The sequence below is a fragment of the Nocardiopsis sinuspersici genome (genome assembly GCF_001998325.1).
GTDB lineage: Bacteria > Actinomycetota > Actinomycetes > Streptosporangiales > Streptosporangiaceae > Nocardiopsis > Nocardiopsis sinuspersici.
On the sequence record NZ_MCOK01000001.1, the window covers coordinates 1,717,626 to 1,734,879 of the forward strand.

General features: G+C 67.3%; 17 protein-coding genes. 9 read left to right on the forward strand and 8 right to left on the reverse strand.

The window, feature by feature from the left end; translation table 11 throughout:
• Positions 1-66: 66 nt before the first annotated feature.
• Complete coding sequence (locus NOSIN_RS07205; protein WP_077689988.1) at positions 67-471, reverse strand: hypothetical protein; 405 nt, start codon at positions 469-471, stop codon at positions 67-69.
• A gap of 275 nt (positions 472-746) precedes the next feature.
• Entirely contained in the window at positions 747-1,364 is a 618-nt protein-coding gene (locus NOSIN_RS07210; protein WP_077689989.1) for a dihydrofolate reductase family protein, read from the reverse strand.
• A 416-nt stretch (positions 1,365-1,780) separates the two neighbouring features.
• Here NOSIN_RS07210 and NOSIN_RS27150 point away from each other — a divergent pair, with 416 nt between their 5' ends.
• Positions 1,781-1,954, forward strand: a complete 174-nt coding sequence (locus tag NOSIN_RS27150) for a hypothetical protein (RefSeq protein WP_170293664.1) — start codon at positions 1,781-1,783, stop codon at positions 1,952-1,954.
• A 14-nt stretch (positions 1,955-1,968) separates the two neighbouring features.
• Here NOSIN_RS27150 and NOSIN_RS07215 read toward each other — a convergent pair whose 3' ends face one another.
• Complete coding sequence (locus NOSIN_RS07215) at positions 1,969-2,886, reverse strand: 1-aminocyclopropane-1-carboxylate deaminase/D-cysteine desulfhydrase (protein WP_077693463.1); 918 nt, start codon at positions 2,884-2,886, stop codon at positions 1,969-1,971.
• Between NOSIN_RS07215 and NOSIN_RS28160 the strand changes: the two genes are divergently transcribed.
• Entirely contained in the window at positions 2,858-3,103 is a 246-nt protein-coding gene (locus NOSIN_RS28160) for a DUF3732 domain-containing protein (protein ID WP_366930679.1), read from the forward strand. The two genes, NOSIN_RS07215 and NOSIN_RS28160, sit on opposite strands and share 29 nt — an antisense overlap.
• Here NOSIN_RS28160 and NOSIN_RS07220 read toward each other — a convergent pair.
• The 3 genes from NOSIN_RS07220 to NOSIN_RS07230 all read right to left on the reverse strand — a co-directional run bounded on the left by NOSIN_RS07220 (position 3,083) and on the right by NOSIN_RS07230 (position 5,291).
• Positions 3,083-3,280, reverse strand: a complete 198-nt coding sequence (locus NOSIN_RS07220) for a DUF2637 domain-containing protein (protein ID WP_077689990.1) — start codon at positions 3,278-3,280, stop codon at positions 3,083-3,085. The two genes, NOSIN_RS28160 and NOSIN_RS07220, sit on opposite strands and share 21 nt — an antisense overlap.
• Before the next feature lie 248 nt (positions 3,281-3,528).
• Positions 3,529-4,785, reverse strand: coding sequence for an NADH:flavin oxidoreductase/NADH oxidase family protein (locus NOSIN_RS07225; RefSeq protein WP_077689991.1), 1,257 nt, complete (start codon positions 4,783-4,785; stop codon positions 3,529-3,531).
• Positions 4,782-5,291, reverse strand: a complete 510-nt coding sequence (locus tag NOSIN_RS07230) for an alcohol dehydrogenase catalytic domain-containing protein (RefSeq protein WP_077689992.1) — start codon at positions 5,289-5,291, stop codon at positions 4,782-4,784. Before NOSIN_RS07230 ends, NOSIN_RS07225 begins: the two co-directional genes overlap by 4 nt.
• Positions 5,292-5,432: 141 nt before the next feature.
• On the opposite strand from NOSIN_RS07230, the gene NOSIN_RS07235 reads away from it, so the two are divergent.
• Positions 5,433-5,951, forward strand: a complete 519-nt coding sequence (locus NOSIN_RS07235) for a TetR/AcrR family transcriptional regulator (RefSeq protein WP_236743319.1) — start codon at positions 5,433-5,435, stop codon at positions 5,949-5,951.
• A gap of 164 nt (positions 5,952-6,115) precedes the next feature.
• On the opposite strand, the gene NOSIN_RS26660 is transcribed toward NOSIN_RS07235, so the two are convergent.
• Positions 6,116-6,298, reverse strand: a complete 183-nt coding sequence (locus tag NOSIN_RS26660; protein WP_143832877.1) for a hypothetical protein — start codon at positions 6,296-6,298, stop codon at positions 6,116-6,118.
• Between the two features lie 405 nt (positions 6,299-6,703).
• Here NOSIN_RS26660 and NOSIN_RS07245 point away from each other — a divergent pair, with 405 nt between their 5' ends.
• From NOSIN_RS07245 to NOSIN_RS07260, 5 genes are all read left to right on the forward strand, one after another.
• Complete coding sequence (locus tag NOSIN_RS07245) at positions 6,704-7,168, forward strand: hypothetical protein (RefSeq protein ID WP_077689994.1); 465 nt, start codon at positions 6,704-6,706, stop codon at positions 7,166-7,168.
• Between the two features lie 353 nt (positions 7,169-7,521).
• Positions 7,522-7,857 carry a trypco2 family protein gene (locus tag NOSIN_RS07250; RefSeq protein ID WP_077689995.1) on the forward strand — a complete coding sequence of 112 codons (336 nt, stop codon included), beginning with the start codon at positions 7,522-7,524 and terminating at the stop codon, positions 7,855-7,857.
• Between the two features lie 48 nt (positions 7,858-7,905).
• Positions 7,906-11,625 (forward strand): tetratricopeptide repeat protein, encoded by a 3,720-nt coding sequence (locus NOSIN_RS27985; RefSeq protein WP_077689996.1) that lies wholly within the window; start codon positions 7,906-7,908, stop codon positions 11,623-11,625.
• Between the two features lie 609 nt (positions 11,626-12,234).
• Complete coding sequence (locus tag NOSIN_RS27990) at positions 12,235-12,363, forward strand: hypothetical protein (RefSeq protein WP_255528184.1); 129 nt, start codon at positions 12,235-12,237, stop codon at positions 12,361-12,363.
• 251 nt (positions 12,364-12,614) lie between these two features.
• On the forward strand, positions 12,615-14,660 hold the full coding sequence (locus NOSIN_RS07260) for a BCCT family transporter (protein WP_077693464.1): 2,046 nt from the start codon (positions 12,615-12,617) through the stop codon (positions 14,658-14,660).
• Positions 14,661-14,685: 25 nt separating this feature from the next.
• On the opposite strand, the gene NOSIN_RS07265 is transcribed toward NOSIN_RS07260, so the two are convergent.
• The gene (locus NOSIN_RS07265; protein WP_227014443.1) at positions 14,686-15,591 is read right to left on the reverse strand and encodes a formylglycine-generating enzyme family protein; all 906 of its coding nucleotides are present in this window, start codon (positions 15,589-15,591) and stop codon (positions 14,686-14,688) included.
• 37 nt (positions 15,592-15,628) lie between these two features.
• On the opposite strand from NOSIN_RS07265, the gene betC reads away from it, so the two are divergent.
• Positions 15,629-17,167 (forward strand): choline-sulfatase, encoded by a 1,539-nt coding sequence (betC, locus tag NOSIN_RS07270; RefSeq protein ID WP_077689997.1) that lies wholly within the window; start codon positions 15,629-15,631, stop codon positions 17,165-17,167.
• Positions 17,168-17,254 lie beyond the last annotated feature (87 nt).

Sequence of the window (17,254 nt, forward strand, 5' to 3'; positions counted from 1 at the left end):
GTCGATGACGATATCCACGAAGTCTTCCTCACCTTCGGATGCGAACCCATCTGCCGACGACGCCTGTCACAGCCGGTCCGAGTCTCCGCTCTCCCGCAGTAGCCATTCCCTGACCGAAGGAGCACGGTCGAGCAGCCGACTGACATGCATGCCTTCTTCGCGTGAGGTCACCCTCGGCAGCGAGGTGAAGCCGTCGGGAAGCACGTCTAGCAGGCTCAGCACGCGGCCTCCGGTACTCAAGGTGACCAACAGCTCACACCGCAACTGACGTGGAACGTCCGGGCGATGGGACAGGCTGTTCCACAGGGCCGGCCACAGGTAGTGGCTTCCGTCGGGCGCCGCATTCGCTTGCACCCATGCCGGGTCCAACCGCTGGTTCAAGCCGAGGGCACGCGCACGCTCTTCTAGCCTGAACAGCGAGGATGAATCGATGACCTTCACCTCGCGAGGAAGCGGCTGATCGAAGTGCATCGCCCCATGCTGCCCGACGACACCCCACGTCAGGCAGCCGACCCCAGATAGTCATTCCGTTAGGAGTTCTTAGGAGTACCTCATCGTTCTGTCATCGATCTCGTGTTGGACGCCCGTCCAACGAGCCGCCGCGCCGGCCGAGGTAATCGGGGCAGGGCACCCGCGCGGGCGCTGGAACCTGACCGCCGACCGGCTCGACGTCATCGGCGCACAATGGGGCTTGGCCGGGGCAGAGGCGGCCCGCGTCCAGTGGCGCGGTACCTGCGTCTCGTACGTCAGGTCCGTGTGTTCGTTGCGTACTGTGGGCGGCCGCTGGTCCGGTAGACCTGGATCGTTATGCCACCCGTGAAGGCTCGGGAGTCAACCAGGTCGAGTGCTGCGTCCGGACCGGTGTCGGGGAACAGCCGTGTGCCCTGGCCGACGACCACGGGGTAGGTCAACAGGGTGATCGCGTCGACAAGGTGGTTGTCGAGTAGCCAGCGGACCAGGCTGCCGCTTCCGTGGACCTGTAGTTCCCCTTCCCGCTTGGTTTTCAGCTCTGCGACGGCGGCCGCGACGTCTCCGGAGAGGACGGTCGTGTTCGCCCATCTCGGGTCGCTGAGCGTGGACGATGCCACGTATTTGGGCCGCGTGTTCAACGCCGCTGCGATGGGGCTGGTGCTCGGATCTGGCATTGTTCCCCAGGAGCCGGCAAAGATCTCGTAGGTCCGTCGGCCGAACAGGAAGGCATCGGCGCGCTGGTAGACCTCGCCGAGGAACATCTCGGCCTCGTCGCCGAAGAGCGGCAGGGCCCATCCGCCGCGTTCGAAGCCGCCCCTGCGGTCCTCGTCCGGCCCGCCGAGTCCCTGCATCACCCCATCGACAGAGACGTTCGTGATGGTCGTCAGCTTCATGGCCGCAGATCCCTTCTCTTTGGTCGGCCGTCGTTCAGATAGACCGGACCATCCCGCGGAACTCATCGGCCCCATGCAAAAACAACTAAGAGCTCGTCTCATCTGGTGAGTGCGCGGCAACAGATCAGCGTGCAGGCGCCGCCCGGCCAAGTTCCACGGCGACAAGGCCTGCCATTCCCGCGACCGGCACCGATGGCTGCGCCAGCGCCGGAAGACCCCGCCCACCGGGCGAAGTCCGTCGCCGATGAGCTGCCCCTGCTCGTGGCTCATGGAACCTCCGATGCCGATACGGAGGGGGAGCGGGCCCTGGCAGCCGCGGAGCGCTTGGAATCCTTGGACGTCCACGTCACAGCCCGTGGTGTGGCTGGCGGCTCCTGGAGCGAGAGCGGGCCTCGCTCACGGGTCACTACCGCGGCGTGGGCCACCACGGCACTCCGCAGCTCCTCATCAACCCGATGGGGCGCGCCATGAAGGGCAAGTGGTCGGGGTTCGGCAAGGACTTCTCGGTCGACTCCGGCGAGTGGGCCCTCACGTGGGTGGACCACGCCTCCTCACACAGGACCATCCGCGAGTACCACATGAGGCTGTGAGTGCTCATCGCTCGTCACGTCCCCTCGGCCGGGCCGGTGATGAGCGCGACCACGGTGCTGCCCCGGCGGAACCTGCCGCGCGCCACCAGGTCGTAGACCCCGGCGAGCATCTTGGCCACGTAGATCCGCTCCAGCAGCACCCCGTGGCGCGCGTGGAACTCCTCGATGAAGGCGGCCAACCCAGGTGGATGCTTGGCGAATCCCCCGAAGTGGTAACCGGTCTCGATCGACCAGTTGTCGGTCACCACACCGGCCTCCTCCTGGAACCGGCGTACCTCCTCGGTGAGGAAGTCACCGCCCTTGAGCACCGAGAAGCCGATGGCTTCCTGCGTTGGGGCCAGACCTGCCGCCAGACCGGCGAGTGTTCCACCCGTGCCGCACGCACAGCAGATGGCGTCGAAGTCCTCGTCGATCTCGTCGGCGATCGGAGCGCAGCCGCGCACGGCCAGGGCGTTGCTTCCACCTTCGGGCAACAGGTAGAAGTCGCCGAACCGCTCGTGCAACCCGTCGACGACCGCGGGTGTGTGCTTGGACCGGTAGGTCGTCCGGTCCAGGTACTCCAGCCGCATGCCCTGTTGTGCGGCGTAGGTGAGCGACCAGTTGAGCGGAAGGTGCTCTTCGCCTCGGATGATGCCGATGGTCGAGAACCCGCACGCCCTGCCGGCCGCGGCCACCGCTCGGATGTGGTTGGAGTAGGCCCCGCCGAAGCTCAGCAGCGTGGAGTGGCCCTGCCCGTGTGCCGCACGGAGGTTGGGGTGGAGCTTGCGCCACTTGTTGCCCGGCACCTCGGCGCTGATGAGGTCGTCGCGTTTGAGCAGCAAACGGACCCCGTGCTCGCGCAGGAGCTCATCGTCGACTTCCTCCAGCGGTGAAGGCAGCCGCACGTCCGCATGGCCACAGCCCGTGAGCTCCACACGGCCCAGGTTAGTCATCACGAAACGCGGCACACACCAGAGCCTCCATAGCTCCCGGCGCCAGACAAGTTGTCCCGTGCCACGCTTCCTCATCCTTGACCAGCCATCCCAGGTCTGCTTTCCCGAAGATAGCCCCGACAACGTCGCTCTGGCGGGCCCGACAGAACCGCTCTGCTCAACCTCTACAAGACGATCCAGCGAACCATCGAAGCCCTCAACGGGGACTTCCAGGTGATCGTGAGGCGACGATCATGCCGTCCACCGACAGCGGGAACAGCGCCGCACGCCACTCCGGCTCGCTCTGCCGCAGGGCGAGTTCATACATATGGCTGTAGCTCACCACGGCCGCGATCACGGCCAGCATCAGCACGGCGACGATAGTGGTCCAGCAGGACCAGCGGGAAGAATCCATTGCAGATCATCGCCTGTCCAGGGACAGGTCAGTGCTCAGGACCAGGGAGCCCAGTCCTGATGGGGGAATGGTCGAAGTCCCCCTCGGACACGAACCCTTTCCCCACGGGAAGCGTCGACCTTCTGGTGCGGGTCGAGTCGGATCTCGGCCCGCACTTCTGTTTTCCACGGCTCAGCGCGGTAGCCGGTCACAGCCAGCCGACGCTCACGGCCCACCCCACCCCGTCTCTCCGGGAACACCAGGCCGCTTCAAGGTGAAGGCGGCCCCGCTCGTCGGTGACGACGGATCGCACGTGAGCGCTTGCACTGGTCCAGGACGAGGGCAGCGAGCGGCGGAACGGACCGGTTCGGTCTGTCGCGGCTCAGTTCGTGCATACGTGCGGTGACGCTCGCCTGCACGGCCGCGGCGCGAAGGGACTTGGAGCGGACCAGCGTGCACGGCGGCTCGACTTCGGCGTCCTGGCCCGCGAGCCACCGCTGAGGGGCGTCGGGCTGTTGGGCCAGTGCGGTGGCCACACCCACGAGCGAGAACCCTCGTGTGAGCACGTCCTGCGCGACCCGCGCTCGCCGGATACCACCGGTGAGCATGAGGGGCACCGAAGCGTGTTCTACGAGTTCTCCGGCGAGTTTCAGGAAGTAGGCCTCGCGTTCGAGGGTGCGTCCGTCCGCGGGGTGCCCCGCGGTGGCGAGTGATTCGACGCTTCCTCCTGAGAGTTCGACGAAGTCGACGCCGTCGCTGAGCCAGTCGATCACCTGGCGTGCGTCGTGGAGGTCGAAGCCTCCGCGCTGGAAGTCCGCGGAGTTGAGTTTGACGGCGATACCGAAGCCCGCTGACACGCGCGCACGGACGGCGGCCACGACCTCGAGGAGCAGCCGGGCGCGATCGCGCAGCGACCCGCCCCACTGGTCGTCACGCCTGTTCACGAGCGGGGAGAGGAACTGGGCGAGCAGGTAACCGTGCGCCGCATGGATCTCGACACCCGCGAAACCGGACTCTTCCGCCAGCGCCGCCGTGGTGGCGAACCGTTCGATGGTCTCGTGGATGTCGTCCTCGGTCATCGGTACCGGCGTGGCGAAGAGTTTGGACAGCGAGCCGACCCTCACGGGGACCGCCGAGGGAGCGAGCGCTCTCGAGCCGGTGTCGCGCTGGACCACGCGACCCGGGTGGTTGATCTGCATCCACAGCGAACTGTTCAGTGCCGCCTGTGCCCATGCCCGGAAGGGTGTGAGGTCGCTGGAACCGTCCAAGATAACGTCGCCCGGCTGTGCGACGGCGAAGCGATCAACCATAACGTGGCCGGTCAGGATCATGCCCGCGCCGCCGCGGTCCCAGGTGCGGTAGAGCGTGACGAACCGCCCGCCCGGATGACCTCCGGTGTCTGCGAGCTGCTCCTCCATCGCTGCCTTGACCAGGCGGTTCGCGACAGTAATTCCTCGGGGTAGACGGAGCGGGGAGGCGAGCGCGGGAACCGCGGCCGACTCGTGGGATCGTGGCGTGCCCGTCATCGCGTGAGCACCGGCTTCCCGACGGTGCGCCCCGGACGGCTCTCGTCGATCGCCGCGTTCACTTCCTCGACTGTCAGCGGAAAGGTGCGGGCGATGTGGACCCTGGCGTCGTCACCTTCGACGAACAGGGGGCCGGAGGCTCCGAGGAAGACCGGTACGTATTTCACGCCTCGTGCGCCCGAGCCCCGGATCCGGCGGGCGGTGATCGTCGCGAGCAGCCCAATCGCGGAGGCGGGGGTGACGCTGTCGCCAACCGCGGTGACGACTCCCGCGAGATCGAACAGCGGTGTGAAGGGGAATCGTGGACGAGTGACCAGGCGCCGGTTTCCCTCGATCATCTGCCAGTCGATGGGGTTGATCGGTGATGCCCGCACACGTACCTGTACTTCCTGCTCGCCTGGAGCGCACACGGGCATGTCCTCGGACAGTGCGAGCACGTCACGCGCGGCGCCGTACCGGGTCTGGACGATCGATCGCTGGACGCTCGGCACCGAAGTGGCGGTCATGGGGCGGCTCTCCTTGTGGTTCGAGCACTTATTTGACTCATAGTTCAGTACTGTACTCGAAGTCCATTATTGGTCTGATCGAGCAGAAGAAGATAGCCTCAATCCGTGGCCAAGTCGTCCAGTGACCCGAGAGACCCGCGCGTGGCGCGAACCCGACGCGACGTGATCCAAGCGAGCGCCGCCATCCTGCTCGAGGACGGATGGGGAGCGGCGACGCACGCGGAGGTCGCTCGAAGGTCGGGGTACTCGAAGGCGACCGTCTACGCGCACTGGCCCACCCCGACCGATCTCATGCGGGACGCGATCGACAGGATCTGCGAGGACTCCACGCCTCCGTCGCCGAGCGGGAACCTCCGGGAGGACCTCCACACGTTCCTCGGGAGATTCGCGCTCACCCTGTCCGAGCGCCGCTACGACCAACTGATGGCCGGAGTCATCGAGCGCGCCGGACGGGACGAGGGCGCGCGCGATCTCCGGAACCGCCTCTACGAGACCGCCACGAACGGCATCCGCGACATCCTCGCCGCGCATCTTCCGGCCCGCGACGTCGTCCCCTCCCTCGCCATGCTCGTCGGCGCCGTTCTGGTTCGCGTGACCTATGAGGGCGAGGCGGCGACACCTGAGTTCATCACCGATGTCGTCGACCGAGTCCTCGGCTGACAGGCCCCGGTACCGATGAGCCTTTTTCGTCCAAGGCCGTGAAGTTAAGGATCTGGGGAGGGAGTCAAGACCATCGAGACGGCGAACTCGTAACTGCTCCGGTCCGCCCGAAGGCTCTTGTGCGCATACGGAGACAAGGCGGCGGCCCCGCAGAGCGGCCTGGATCAGGTCCGCGACCTGGACCTCGTCCTCACCTCGGCCAGGTGGATCAACGCCTTGAGGTAGTCGATCGCCCGCTGGGCTTCCTCCTGCGAGCCCAACCCGGTGCGCCTGGCCTGGCGCGCCCGCCCTCCGCGGTGCGGGGCGGCTCCAACTGGAACCCCCACTCCCCGTGCCGGGGACTCCAACCGCCCTCCTCCCAGCACAGCCGGGGGCACTTCGTCCCCAGGAACTTGCCGGTCACCTGGCCGCGGCATCCGCAGCGCTTGAACACCGACCCGTCGTGAGAAGCCATCTACTTCTCACCTTTCCTGTGGTCACCACGCGCACCGCACCCACACCCACTCCGTGGCGGAAAGGCCAGGTGGTCCCAATCGAGGCGGGTCAGGACTCCGGCGGCGGGCACCACCCACGCCTTGCCCGGTGCGCGGGCACCGGGAAGGCACCTCGACACAGGATCCGGTAGGCGGTGGCGCGGCCCGGGCCGAGCACCGCCAAGGACAGCACCTGGACACAGGAACCGGCACCGTGCTCCTTCCGTCAGAAGGTGCGCAGACTTCTCCGGTACCAGGAACGATCCCAGAAAGCCGCGCATGACCCTTGCGTCCCGTAACACCGCAGGCACCAGAAGCATCCCGGACCTCATCCGTGATCCCCGTCAGTGGTGGTGGGGTATCCGGGGCGGCAATCCAGAAATCGCCGAGCAGGACCTCACCGAACTGCGCCAAGGCCTTCCCCTGCACTCCGTGGCGCACCTGAGACACGGTCGCGTCTTCCGGCAGGGAGTCCTGGTCATGCACTTCGCCGCATCCGAACGCCTCACCTGGCGCGGGTGGCGGCCGTTGCGCACCTACGCGGCACCCGTTCCCGTACCAGGCCCCACCGAGGTACTCGACGTGAGGGAGCCGTCCTCCTTGAGGGAGGCGGCACTCGGCGATGTGCGCTTCATCAGCTTCCGCGCAGGTGTACAGGTCTGGGAGATGGCCGTGGTCACCATCGACGCCACCGTCGTCACGACCGCCCTCACCGAAGCCCGGTCCTGGGCACGGAAGCCCTGACCACCGTTACCCCGGCACATGTGTGGTCTGATCGGCACCAGACTCCAGGAACGCGGAAGCCCCAGGCCAGCCGGGGCGAACCCGTGGGCCGGCCTGGGGCCGGTGGTGTCGCATGGCTCCTGTCGTGCTCCCCCGTTCCGGTTACCTACAGGTACCGAAGCCGGGCCGCACGGCGGCTCGGCGATGGTGTCTCGTGCCGGGTGACAGGAGGCGGTCCCGGCACGTATCAAAGCCGTCATTGACCGGGGGAAGCAGCCTGGCCGGATACGGCCAGCCCCTCGTCCACGCCACAGCGCGGGTTCTGCGATCGTAGGCTCGCACTCTTTCATCCCCTGCCCTTTGAGGAGACCCGCGTGGAGCTTCGCCTGACCGACGCCGTCCGCACGTTGCGCGAGGAGCTGACCGAGGCGGTCGAGGAGGCCGAGACCCAAAGCCCCGACATCACTTTCAAGGTCGGGCCCATCCAGATGGACTTCGAGGTCCAGTTCCGTCTCGATGGCAAGGCCAAGGGCAAACTCTCCGCCTGGATCGCCTCCGGCGAGATCGAGACCGGGGCGAGCCGGGCCCGCACCCACCGGGTCTCCTTCACCCTCACCCCCCACCCCAAGGACACCCCCGACGGCGACGTGTCCATCACCAGCACCCGGCAGAACACCGACATCACGCCACCTCCCTCCTACACCCGCTGAGGCACCCGCCCGTCCTCTGGCAGCCCCTCGTGCCCATGACCGGAGAGCATGTTGGACACCGCCCAGCGCATCACCCGCATCACCACCCCCCACGGCAGCGGGTCAGGGTACGTGCTCGCCCCGCGCCTGGTGTTGACCAGTGCCCACACCGTGCCCGCACTCGATGGTCATGTGCAGGTGCACACGGCCGTCGACCACCAGCCCCACACCGGGCAGGTGGTCTGGCGCGGCACTCCCCATGGGCATGACGACGCCGCACTGATCCACATCACGGGCCCTGACTGGGCCGAGCGTGCGGTGACGACCCGGTGGGGGCGGCTGGTCACCACCACCCCCCACACCCCGTGCGAGGTGTGGGGGTTTCCCGACCTGGTGCAACGCCCGGGTCGGGCCGCGGAGACCGCGCAGTTGGTGGGCAGGGTGGCCCCGGGCAACCACTTCGTCAACCACCGGCACGTGATGGACCTGAGCGCCCACCCGCCCCGCTGGCACCCCCACGAGATCCGACAACAAGAGCAGGCCGGGCAGCGCCGTTCGTTGTGGGCGGGCCTGTCCGGGGCCGCGATGCGCTGTGGCGACGGCCAACTGCTGGTGGGCGTGGTGGCTACCGACCTCGAACACCGTGACCACGCCGCCCTGGAGGTCGTGCCGGCCTACGTCCTGCACCACGACCCCGCCTTCCGGGCGGTGTTGGCCGAGCACGGCGTGCCCCTGGTGCTGGAGCCGGTCGAGCTCGCCCACCTGACCCACACCCCGCGCACGCACCACCGCCCCTCCCCGGCATCGCTGTTGGAGGCCCACCGCCAGGTGGTGGACTTCCACGGCCGTGACGAAGTGATGGAGACCCTGTCACAGTGGTGCGAGGGCGATGACGTGCTCTCCGCGACGGTGGTGCACGGGCCCGGCGGGCAGGGCAAGACCCGACTGGCCCACGAACTCACCGCACGCCTGGCCCGCCCTGACGCCCAGGGGCGACGGTGGGCCACCGTATGGCTCAAGGAGAACACCACCGCCGAGGAACTGGATCCGGTCAAGGACACCACGGCCCCGTTGCTGGTGGTGGTGGACTACGCCGAGACCCGCACCGCACAGCTGGTCCGCCTGCTCCGGCTGTGCGACCGGCCCCCGGGCCACGCCCCCGTTCGGCTGCTGTTGTTGGTGCGCACCGTGGGCGAGTGGTGGGAGCAGGCCAACACGGATACCGGCCACCTGCTGGCCGACATCACCCGACGACTTCCCCTGCCACCACTGACTCCCCGCGTGGTCGAGCGCGCCCAGGAGTACCGCACCGCCCTGGGTCACCTCGCCGCCGCACTGCCCGTGGCCCGCACACCACACCCGGCCGACTGGGACCGGGTCGCGGCCGGCCTGGCCGATCCGGACCTGTCCGGTGCGGAGTGGGAGACGGTGCTGAGTGTGCACATGCGTGCCCTGGCCGACCTGCTGGACGCCACCCAACAGTCCACTGTCGTCACGGTCGACAGTGCAGTGGAGGATCGGGTGCTGGCTCACGAGTTCCGCTACTGGGAGCAGACCGCCGCCGCCTACGGCCTGGGCGACGCCGACCTCGCGCAACCCCTGCGCGACGTGCTGGCCCTGCTTTTCACCCTCACCCCCGCCGACGTCGAGGAAGCAGACCACCTCCTGGGAAGCGCCGCGGTGCTGGAGGGCCAGACCACCGCCCGTAAACACCAGATCCGCCTGTGGATCAGCGCCCTGTACTCCCCGGATGGAGCCGAAGCATGGGGACACCTGCAACCGGACCGGCTGTTGGAGTACTTCCTCGGCCAGCGCCTCCAGCGCGACCCCGCCCTGTTCGACCCCCATCTGGACACCATCACAGCCGCGGACGCCGAACGTCTGGTGACCCTGTACGCCCGCGCGGCCGCACACCCCGCCCTTCCCACGGTAGGAGGGCACCTGACCACACTGTGCACACGCCACATCCACACGCTGGGTCCAGCGGTCATCGACGTGGCCACACAGGTAGAGCACCCCGGTCCGCTCGTTCAAGCTCTGGAAGACGCGACAGCCGATCCTGCTATCTCGCCCGAAGCCCTCGAAGACCTCAGCGATGCCCTGCCCCTGTCCAGCCAGCGGCTGGCGGTGTGGGCCGAGCGCCTGAGCGCGCGCCTGGCCGAAGCGCGTCGAGAACAAGCCGAGCAGGACCCCGACGCCTACCTGCCCGGCCTCGCGATGGCCCTGAACAACCAAGCCGTTCGTCTGGGTGATCTGGGGCGGGCTGAGGAGGCCCTGGAAGCGGTCACCGAAGCCGTCCGTATCCGCCGTGCCCTGACCGAGCAACACCCAGACGCCCATCTCCCAAGCCTCGCATTGGCCCTGGACAACCAGTCCAACCGCCTAGCAGACCTGGGGCGGGCCGGCGAAGCCCTTGCAGCCGTCACCGAAGCCGTCCGTCACTATCGGGCGCTGGCCGAACAACATCCCGACGCCCACCTACCCGATCTGGCCAGGGCCCTGAACAACCAGGCGCTCCGTCTGGGTGGTCTGGGGCGGGTCGAAGAAGGGCTCGAGACCGTCACCGAAGCCGTCCGTCACTACCGGGTGCTCGCCGAACAGGACCCCGACGTCCACCTGCCCGGCCTCGCGATGGCCCTGGACAACCAGTCCAACCGCCTAGCAGATCTGGGGCGGGTCGAAGAAGCCCTCGAAGCCGTCATCCGAGCCGTCGACATCCGCCGCGCCCTGGCAGAACAACACCCCGACGCCCACCTACCCGACCTCGCCGGATCCCTGAACAACCAGGCGCTCCGTCTGGGTGGTCTGGGGCGGGTCGAAGAAGCGCTCGAGGCCATCACCCAGGCCGTCCGTCACTACCGGGTGCTCGCCGAACAGCACCCCGACGCCCACCTGCCCGACCTCGCCCTGGCTCTGAACAACCAATCCATTCGTCTGGGCGACCTGGGACGGGCCGAGGAGGCCCTGGAGACGGTCACCGAAGCCGTCTACATCCGCCACACCGTGGCCCGACAGCACCCCGACGTCCACCTGCCCGAGCTAGTCAGGACCCTCAACAGCCAGTCCAACCGTCTGGGTGATCTGGGGCGGGTCGAAGAAGCCCTCGAAGCCATTATCCGAGCCGTCGACATCTGCCGTGCCCTGGCAGAACAACACCCCGACGCCCACCTACCCGACCTCGCCGGATCCCTGAACAACCAGGCGCTCCGTCTGGGTGGTCTGGGGCGGGTCGAAGAAGCGCTCGAGGCCATCACCCAGGCCGTCCACCATTACCGGGCGCTCGCCGAACAGCACCCCGACGTCCACCTGCCCGGCCTGGCCAGGGCTCTGAACAACCAAGCCGTTCGTCTGGGTGGTCTGGGGCGGGTCGAAGAAGCCCTTGAAGCCATCACCGAAGCCGTCCGTCACTACCGGGTGCTCGCCGAACAACGCCCCGACGTCCACCTGCCCGATCTCGCCCTGGCTCTGAACAACCAATCCGTTCATCTGGGTGATCTGGGGCGGACCGAGGAGGCTTTGGAGGCGGTCACCCAGGCCGTCCATCACTGCCGTGCCCTGGCCGAGCAACGCCCCGACGTCCACCTGCCCGATCTCGCCTTGGCTCTGAACAACCAAGCCGTTCGTCTGGGTGAGCTGGGGCGGGTCGAAGAAGCCCTCGAAGCCATCACCCGAGCCGTCGAGATCAAGACAGCTCTTGCGAAAGAGCGTCCTGCCGTGCACCGGCAGGAACTGGAGAATTCACTCCGGCTGCTCGAAGACCTCAGGAATTCCGAAGTCGACCGGAGGTAGTGCGGAAGCGGTCATACCCAGGGCGGGGCACCGCCGCCGGTCCGTGGCCGGCGAATACCTCACGAGGTGCCATCGGACGTCGCCAGGAACCGGTGTGTGTTCCGTTTGTGCTTCGCAGTTCCGGACCGGCACGGCACTGTTTCCCACCGGGTGTGATGGAGGCTCCCAGCCCTGGGAGGAATGAGAGACGCCAGCACCGAGGAAATACGCATAACCTCGTCGCTGCGCTCGCGCACCGGTTCCACCGAAGCCGGAATCCAACGGTATCCGACATCTCTCGGCAGTGGTGCCCACCATTATGGCGGGCAAGCGACCGAACGACGTTCGATCCGAAAGGAAACCGCTGATTACGCTTCCCGCGGCGGCCCAAGGGGAGTGTGCTCCCCCCTGGTCCTGTCGATGAATTCCCCGGCAAGGCAAACCAGGGAAGAGCAAACTCCCCCAGGATGGCGAGCACAATATTTCTGCTGATCCCAACGGTGGGTGCGCAAGCCAGTTGCTGCATCGAATTCCCATTCGCCCGGTTGACAGTTGCATATAATGCGGTTAGTATAATTACTTATGTCGGAATTCGCATCGTTGGTGCAACGCCAGCCAAGGACCGGGCTCATGAGGCGCCCTACGGTTCGAGCCGTACTCCATGGCCTGGCCACCTCCCCGGCCCCGACCGACACGATCGGCTACGAGAACGACTCGTGGGCGGGCGTGGCGATCGGCTGGTCGGGCGGCGAGCCGTAACCAGGCGCCCTCCGGGGCATTGAATCGGCATCGCCGGAAAGGCGGCCGAAGACTCCCGGACCAACACGTATGCAAAGATACGTGCATACCATTCTGTAGCACCCGCAGCGGTGACTGCTACTGGTTCTGTCGAGGCCAGGCGAAATAATCGCCGGTTTCTCAATCCATTTGTTTCGCTTTCTTGGTGTGCGTTCGTGCCCTCCCAGGCATGATCTGCACCCATGCTTTGATATCCAGAGGCTGTGTTCGTCATGTCCGAAAAACCACATAGAGGAAAAGAACAACCGGGCCACCACGGGGAGGGACGCAAGGACGACAAAGGCAGGGACCAGACCCCGGGGTCCCAGAGCCGGGCGAGTCATTCCGCACTCGGAAGCCTGGACTACCGGCATCCCGATTACCCCCACGACACACACCCGGTCCTTGTGCCGGGCATCTCGATCGACGAGCAGCGCCGCCACTACCGGGTCGACTGGCTCGTTTTCGCGATCGCCGGCTCGCTGACGGTCGCTTTCGTCGTCTGGGGCATCTGGTCCCCGGGGAGCGTCGCCGCGGTCGCTGAGACAGCCTTCTACTGGTCGACCGACAACCTCGGCTGGATGTTCAACGTCGTGGCCATCGTCGTGCTCGTCGCCACCTTGGGCATAGCGCTCTCGCCCTACGGGAGGATCCCGCTGGGCAAGGACGGCGAGCGTCCCGAGTTCAGCACGTTCTCCTGGACGGCCATGCTGTTCGCCGCCGGGCTGGGTGTGGCGGTCCTGTTCTGGGGGCCCTCGGAGCCGCTCGGCTACTTCATCTCACCGCCTCCGCTGACCAGCGAGCCGGAGTCGGTCGAGGCCCTGCACACGGCTCTCGCCCAGATGTACTACCACTGGGGCTTTCACGCGTGGGCCATCTACGCGCTGGTCGGCGGGGCCGTCGCCTACGCCGCATACCGCCGCGGCCGCTCCATGCTCATGTCCTCGATCTTTCGCGCCCTGTTCGGCCGACGACTCACCGAGGGCTTTGCCGGAAAGCTCGTCGACATCTTCGCGATCATCACGACACTCTTCGGCACCGCCGCCGCCCTCGGTATCGCGGCGATGCAGATCGGCGCCGGTGTCAGCATCGTGTCGGGTGCCGGGGAACTCACGAACGACACCCTGGTCGTCATCATCGCGATTTTGACCGTCGGCTTCGTCGTCTCGGCCGTCTCGGGCGTCGCGCGGGGCATCCGGTACCTGTCGAACATGAACATCGTGCTCACGATCGGCATGGTCGCGATCGTTCTCTTCCTCGGCCCCACACTGTTCCTCGTGAACCTGCTCCCCTCGGCGATCATGGAGTACCTCGGGTCCCTGTTCGACATGATGGGCCGCTCGCTCTCGTGGGGTACTGAGACACAGGAATTCCAATCGATGTGGACCGTCTACTACTGGGCGTGGTGGATCTCCTGGTCGCCCTTCGTGGGCATCTTCCTCGCGCGCATCTCCCGCGGTCGCACCATTCGCCAGTTCATCCTCGGCACGATCCTCATCCCGTCCTCGCTGCTCTTCATCGCCTACGGAGTGATGGGTGGCACCTCCATCTGGATGTACCGGGAAGGCGCGCCCGGATTCACCGAGGGCATGCCCGCGCCCGAGGTGCTCTTCGCCCTCATCGACAACCTGCCGTATGTCGAGTGGCTGCCCTTCGTCGTGATCCTGGTGCTCGCGATCTTCTTCGTCACCGCCGCCGACTCCGCGTCGGTCGTGATGGGCATGCTCACCACACAGGGGGACCAGACGCCCCGCCTCTGGGTGGTCGTCTTCTGGGGCCTGGTCATGTCGGGAATCGCGATCGTGATGCTGCTTCTCGGCGACGCGACGGCACTGGAAGGCCTGCAGCGGCTCGTGATCGTCACAGCGGTGCCTTTCGCGCTCGTGCTGATCGTCGCCATCATCGCGTGGTTCAAGGAACTGCGCACCGATCCTCTCGCCCTGCGCATGCACTATGTCGACACGGCGATGAACAACGCCGTCACCGAGGGAGTGGACCGGTACGGCGACGACTTCTCCCTGAAGGTCGTGGAATCAAGTCCCGGAGACGGGGCCGGGGCGGGTATCGACTCCACCGACGAGAGCTACACCGAGTGGTACCAGCGCACCAACGAAGAAGGCGAGCCGGTCGGCTACGACTTCGAGACGGGGGAGTGGGCCGACGGCTATGACGCGGCCACCGGTGAGGCCTCGGAGGCCACCTCCGAACAGCTCGCGGTGGCGCGGGAGAGGTCTCGTGTGGAGGCGTTGAAGACCGGGGCCGACCATGGGCGGAACTGACTCCGTCGTCCCCGCCCCCGCTGTCTCAGCCGGCGTCGAGGGCCAGACGAAAACCCGTGTGGCCAAGGGTCGTGTCCGCGGTCACCGCGGTGCGCGCGGAGGTGCGGTACCGACGGCAGTACGACGCGTGGCACATGTAGGAACCGCCCCGCAGCACAGGCCGTCCATCGGTTCGGCCGAAGACGCCGCTGGTCCACTCCCAGACGTTGCCCGTGGTGTTGTGCAGACCGTAGGCGTTGGGTTCGAACGACGCGGCGGGCACGGTGCCGACCGGGCCGGTCGGGCCGTCCGGGAAGTCACCGGAGAACGTGTTCATGCGGGGCACCCCGTCGGGTTCCCGTACGGCGCCCCAGGGGAAAGGCTGTTGTTCGAGCCCGCCGCGCGACGCGAACTCCCACTCGGCCTCCGACGGAAGCCGGGCACCGACCCACTCGGCATAGGCCGTGGCGTCCCGCTGCGACACGTGGGTGACCGGGTGCCCGCTGCGGGACTCCGCCGAGGATCCGGGGCCTTCGGGCCGGTGCCAGCAGGCCCCCTCGACCTGACGCCACCACGGCGTCTGTGCGACCACCGGGGCACCGTCGCGCAGCCTCTCGGGCAGCAGCCCCCGGAACACGAGGGAATCGCCCAGCTTCTCGGCGTCGGTGCGGTATCCGGTGTCGAGCACGAAGGCGGCGAACTCGGCCACCGTCACGGTCGTCGGCGCGATGGCGAACGGTCCCACCCGCTCCCGCCGAACAGGTCCCTCTCCGTCTTCCGGATAGGCGAACCGGTCCGTGCTGCCCATGAGGAACGCGCCTCCCGCGAGGCCGATCATCCGCAGCTCGTCCTTCGCGGCGGCGGCGAGGCGTTCCAGCATCCTCCCGTCGGCGCCTTCCGAGCCCTCCAGCCGCCGGTCGGCCGTCTCGCGTGCGGGACCGCAGCAGCTCATTCGCCCCCCTTGTTCCGTCTCACGGAAAGGAACAGTCATGTCTCAGAACCGACCGAACATCATCGTCGTCCAGGCCGACCAGATGGCAGCCCAGGCTCTCGGTGCCTACGGGGATCAGGCGGCGAAGACCCCGAACATCGACGCTCTCGCCGATGAGGGGGCGGTGTTCGATCGCGCGTACTGTAACACTCCGTTGTGCGCGCCTTCGCGTGCGTCGATGATGACCGGCCGCATGCCCTCGGCGATCGGCTGCTACGACAACGGGGACGACTTCCCGGCCTCCGAACCGACCTTCGCCCACCGGCTGAGGGCGAGCGGGTACCACACGGCTCTGATCGGGAGGATGCACTTCATCGGACCGGACCAGCAGCACGGCTTCGAGGAGAGACTGACCACAGACGTCTACCCGGCCGACCTCGACATGGTGCCCGACTGGAACCGCCCGCTGAAGGACCGGCTCCAGTGGTACCACGACGCCGATGCCGTGTTCACCGCCGGTGTCTCGAAGGCCACGGTGCAGCAGGACTTCGACGACGAGGTCGGGTTCCGAACCCTTCGCCACCTCAACGACAGGGCCCGCGCCAACCAGGCTGCGGGGGAGAACCTGCCCTTCCTGGTGGTCACCTCGTTCATTCACCCGCATGATCCGTATGAGCCGCCGCGCGAGCACTGGGACCGGTTCGCCGACGAAGAGATCCCTGATCCGGCCCATCCTGGGGTTCCTGATCCTGAGCAGGATCCGCACAGCCACCGCCTGCGGTCGATGAGCGGGTTCGACGAACGGGAGCCCGGCATCGACGAGGTACGCAGGGCCCGCCGTGCGTACTACGCCGCGGTGAGCTACATCGATGACCACATCGGCCGCATCCGCGAGCGCGTCGAGGAGCTCGGTCTCGCCGACGACACCGTCATCATCGTCACGAGCGACCACGGTGACATGCTGGGGGAGAAGGGCCTCTGGTACAAGATGTCACCGTACGAGCAGTCCTCGCGGGTACCGATGATCGTGCACGGCCCCGAACACCTGGTGCCGAAGGGCCGCTTCGCCAACACGGTCTGCCTGCTCGATCTGATGCCCACCCTGCTGGAGCTCTCCGGGGCTCCCGGGGCGGGTGACCAGGACGGGCGGTCGCTGCTCGAGACCGCACGTCGCGAGCGCGCGGGCGCGGCGGCCCCTGAGGACCGCGACATCGTGATCGAGTATCTCGCGGAGGGCACGTTGCGGCCCCAGCTGACGATGGTGCGGGGGAACCTGAAGTACGTGCTGTGCCCCGGCGACCCGGAGCAGCTCTTCGATCTCTCGGCCGACCCGGACGAGCTGCGAAACCGCGCCGCGGAGCCCGAGTACGAGGAGGTCGCTCGGGAGATGCGTGCAGCGCTCGAGGCGCGGTACGACGTCCCCGGCCTGGAATCCGATGTGCTCGCGAGCCAGGCGAGCCGCCGTCTCGTCGCCGAGGCGCTGCAGAACGGGCGGGTGCGCCGTTGGGACTTCGATCCTGAGCCCGAGCAGCGCTACGTGCGCGGCGACTTCTGGGGTGCACTCGGCTACGGGAAGATCTCCGATTCCTCCAGGTGAGCCCTGCGCGGGTCGGGCCCGCCGCCTCGTGGTGAGCCCGGCCCGGCGCCGCCTGTGTGCGAAGGAGCGCTGGTGCGGCGGTGTACC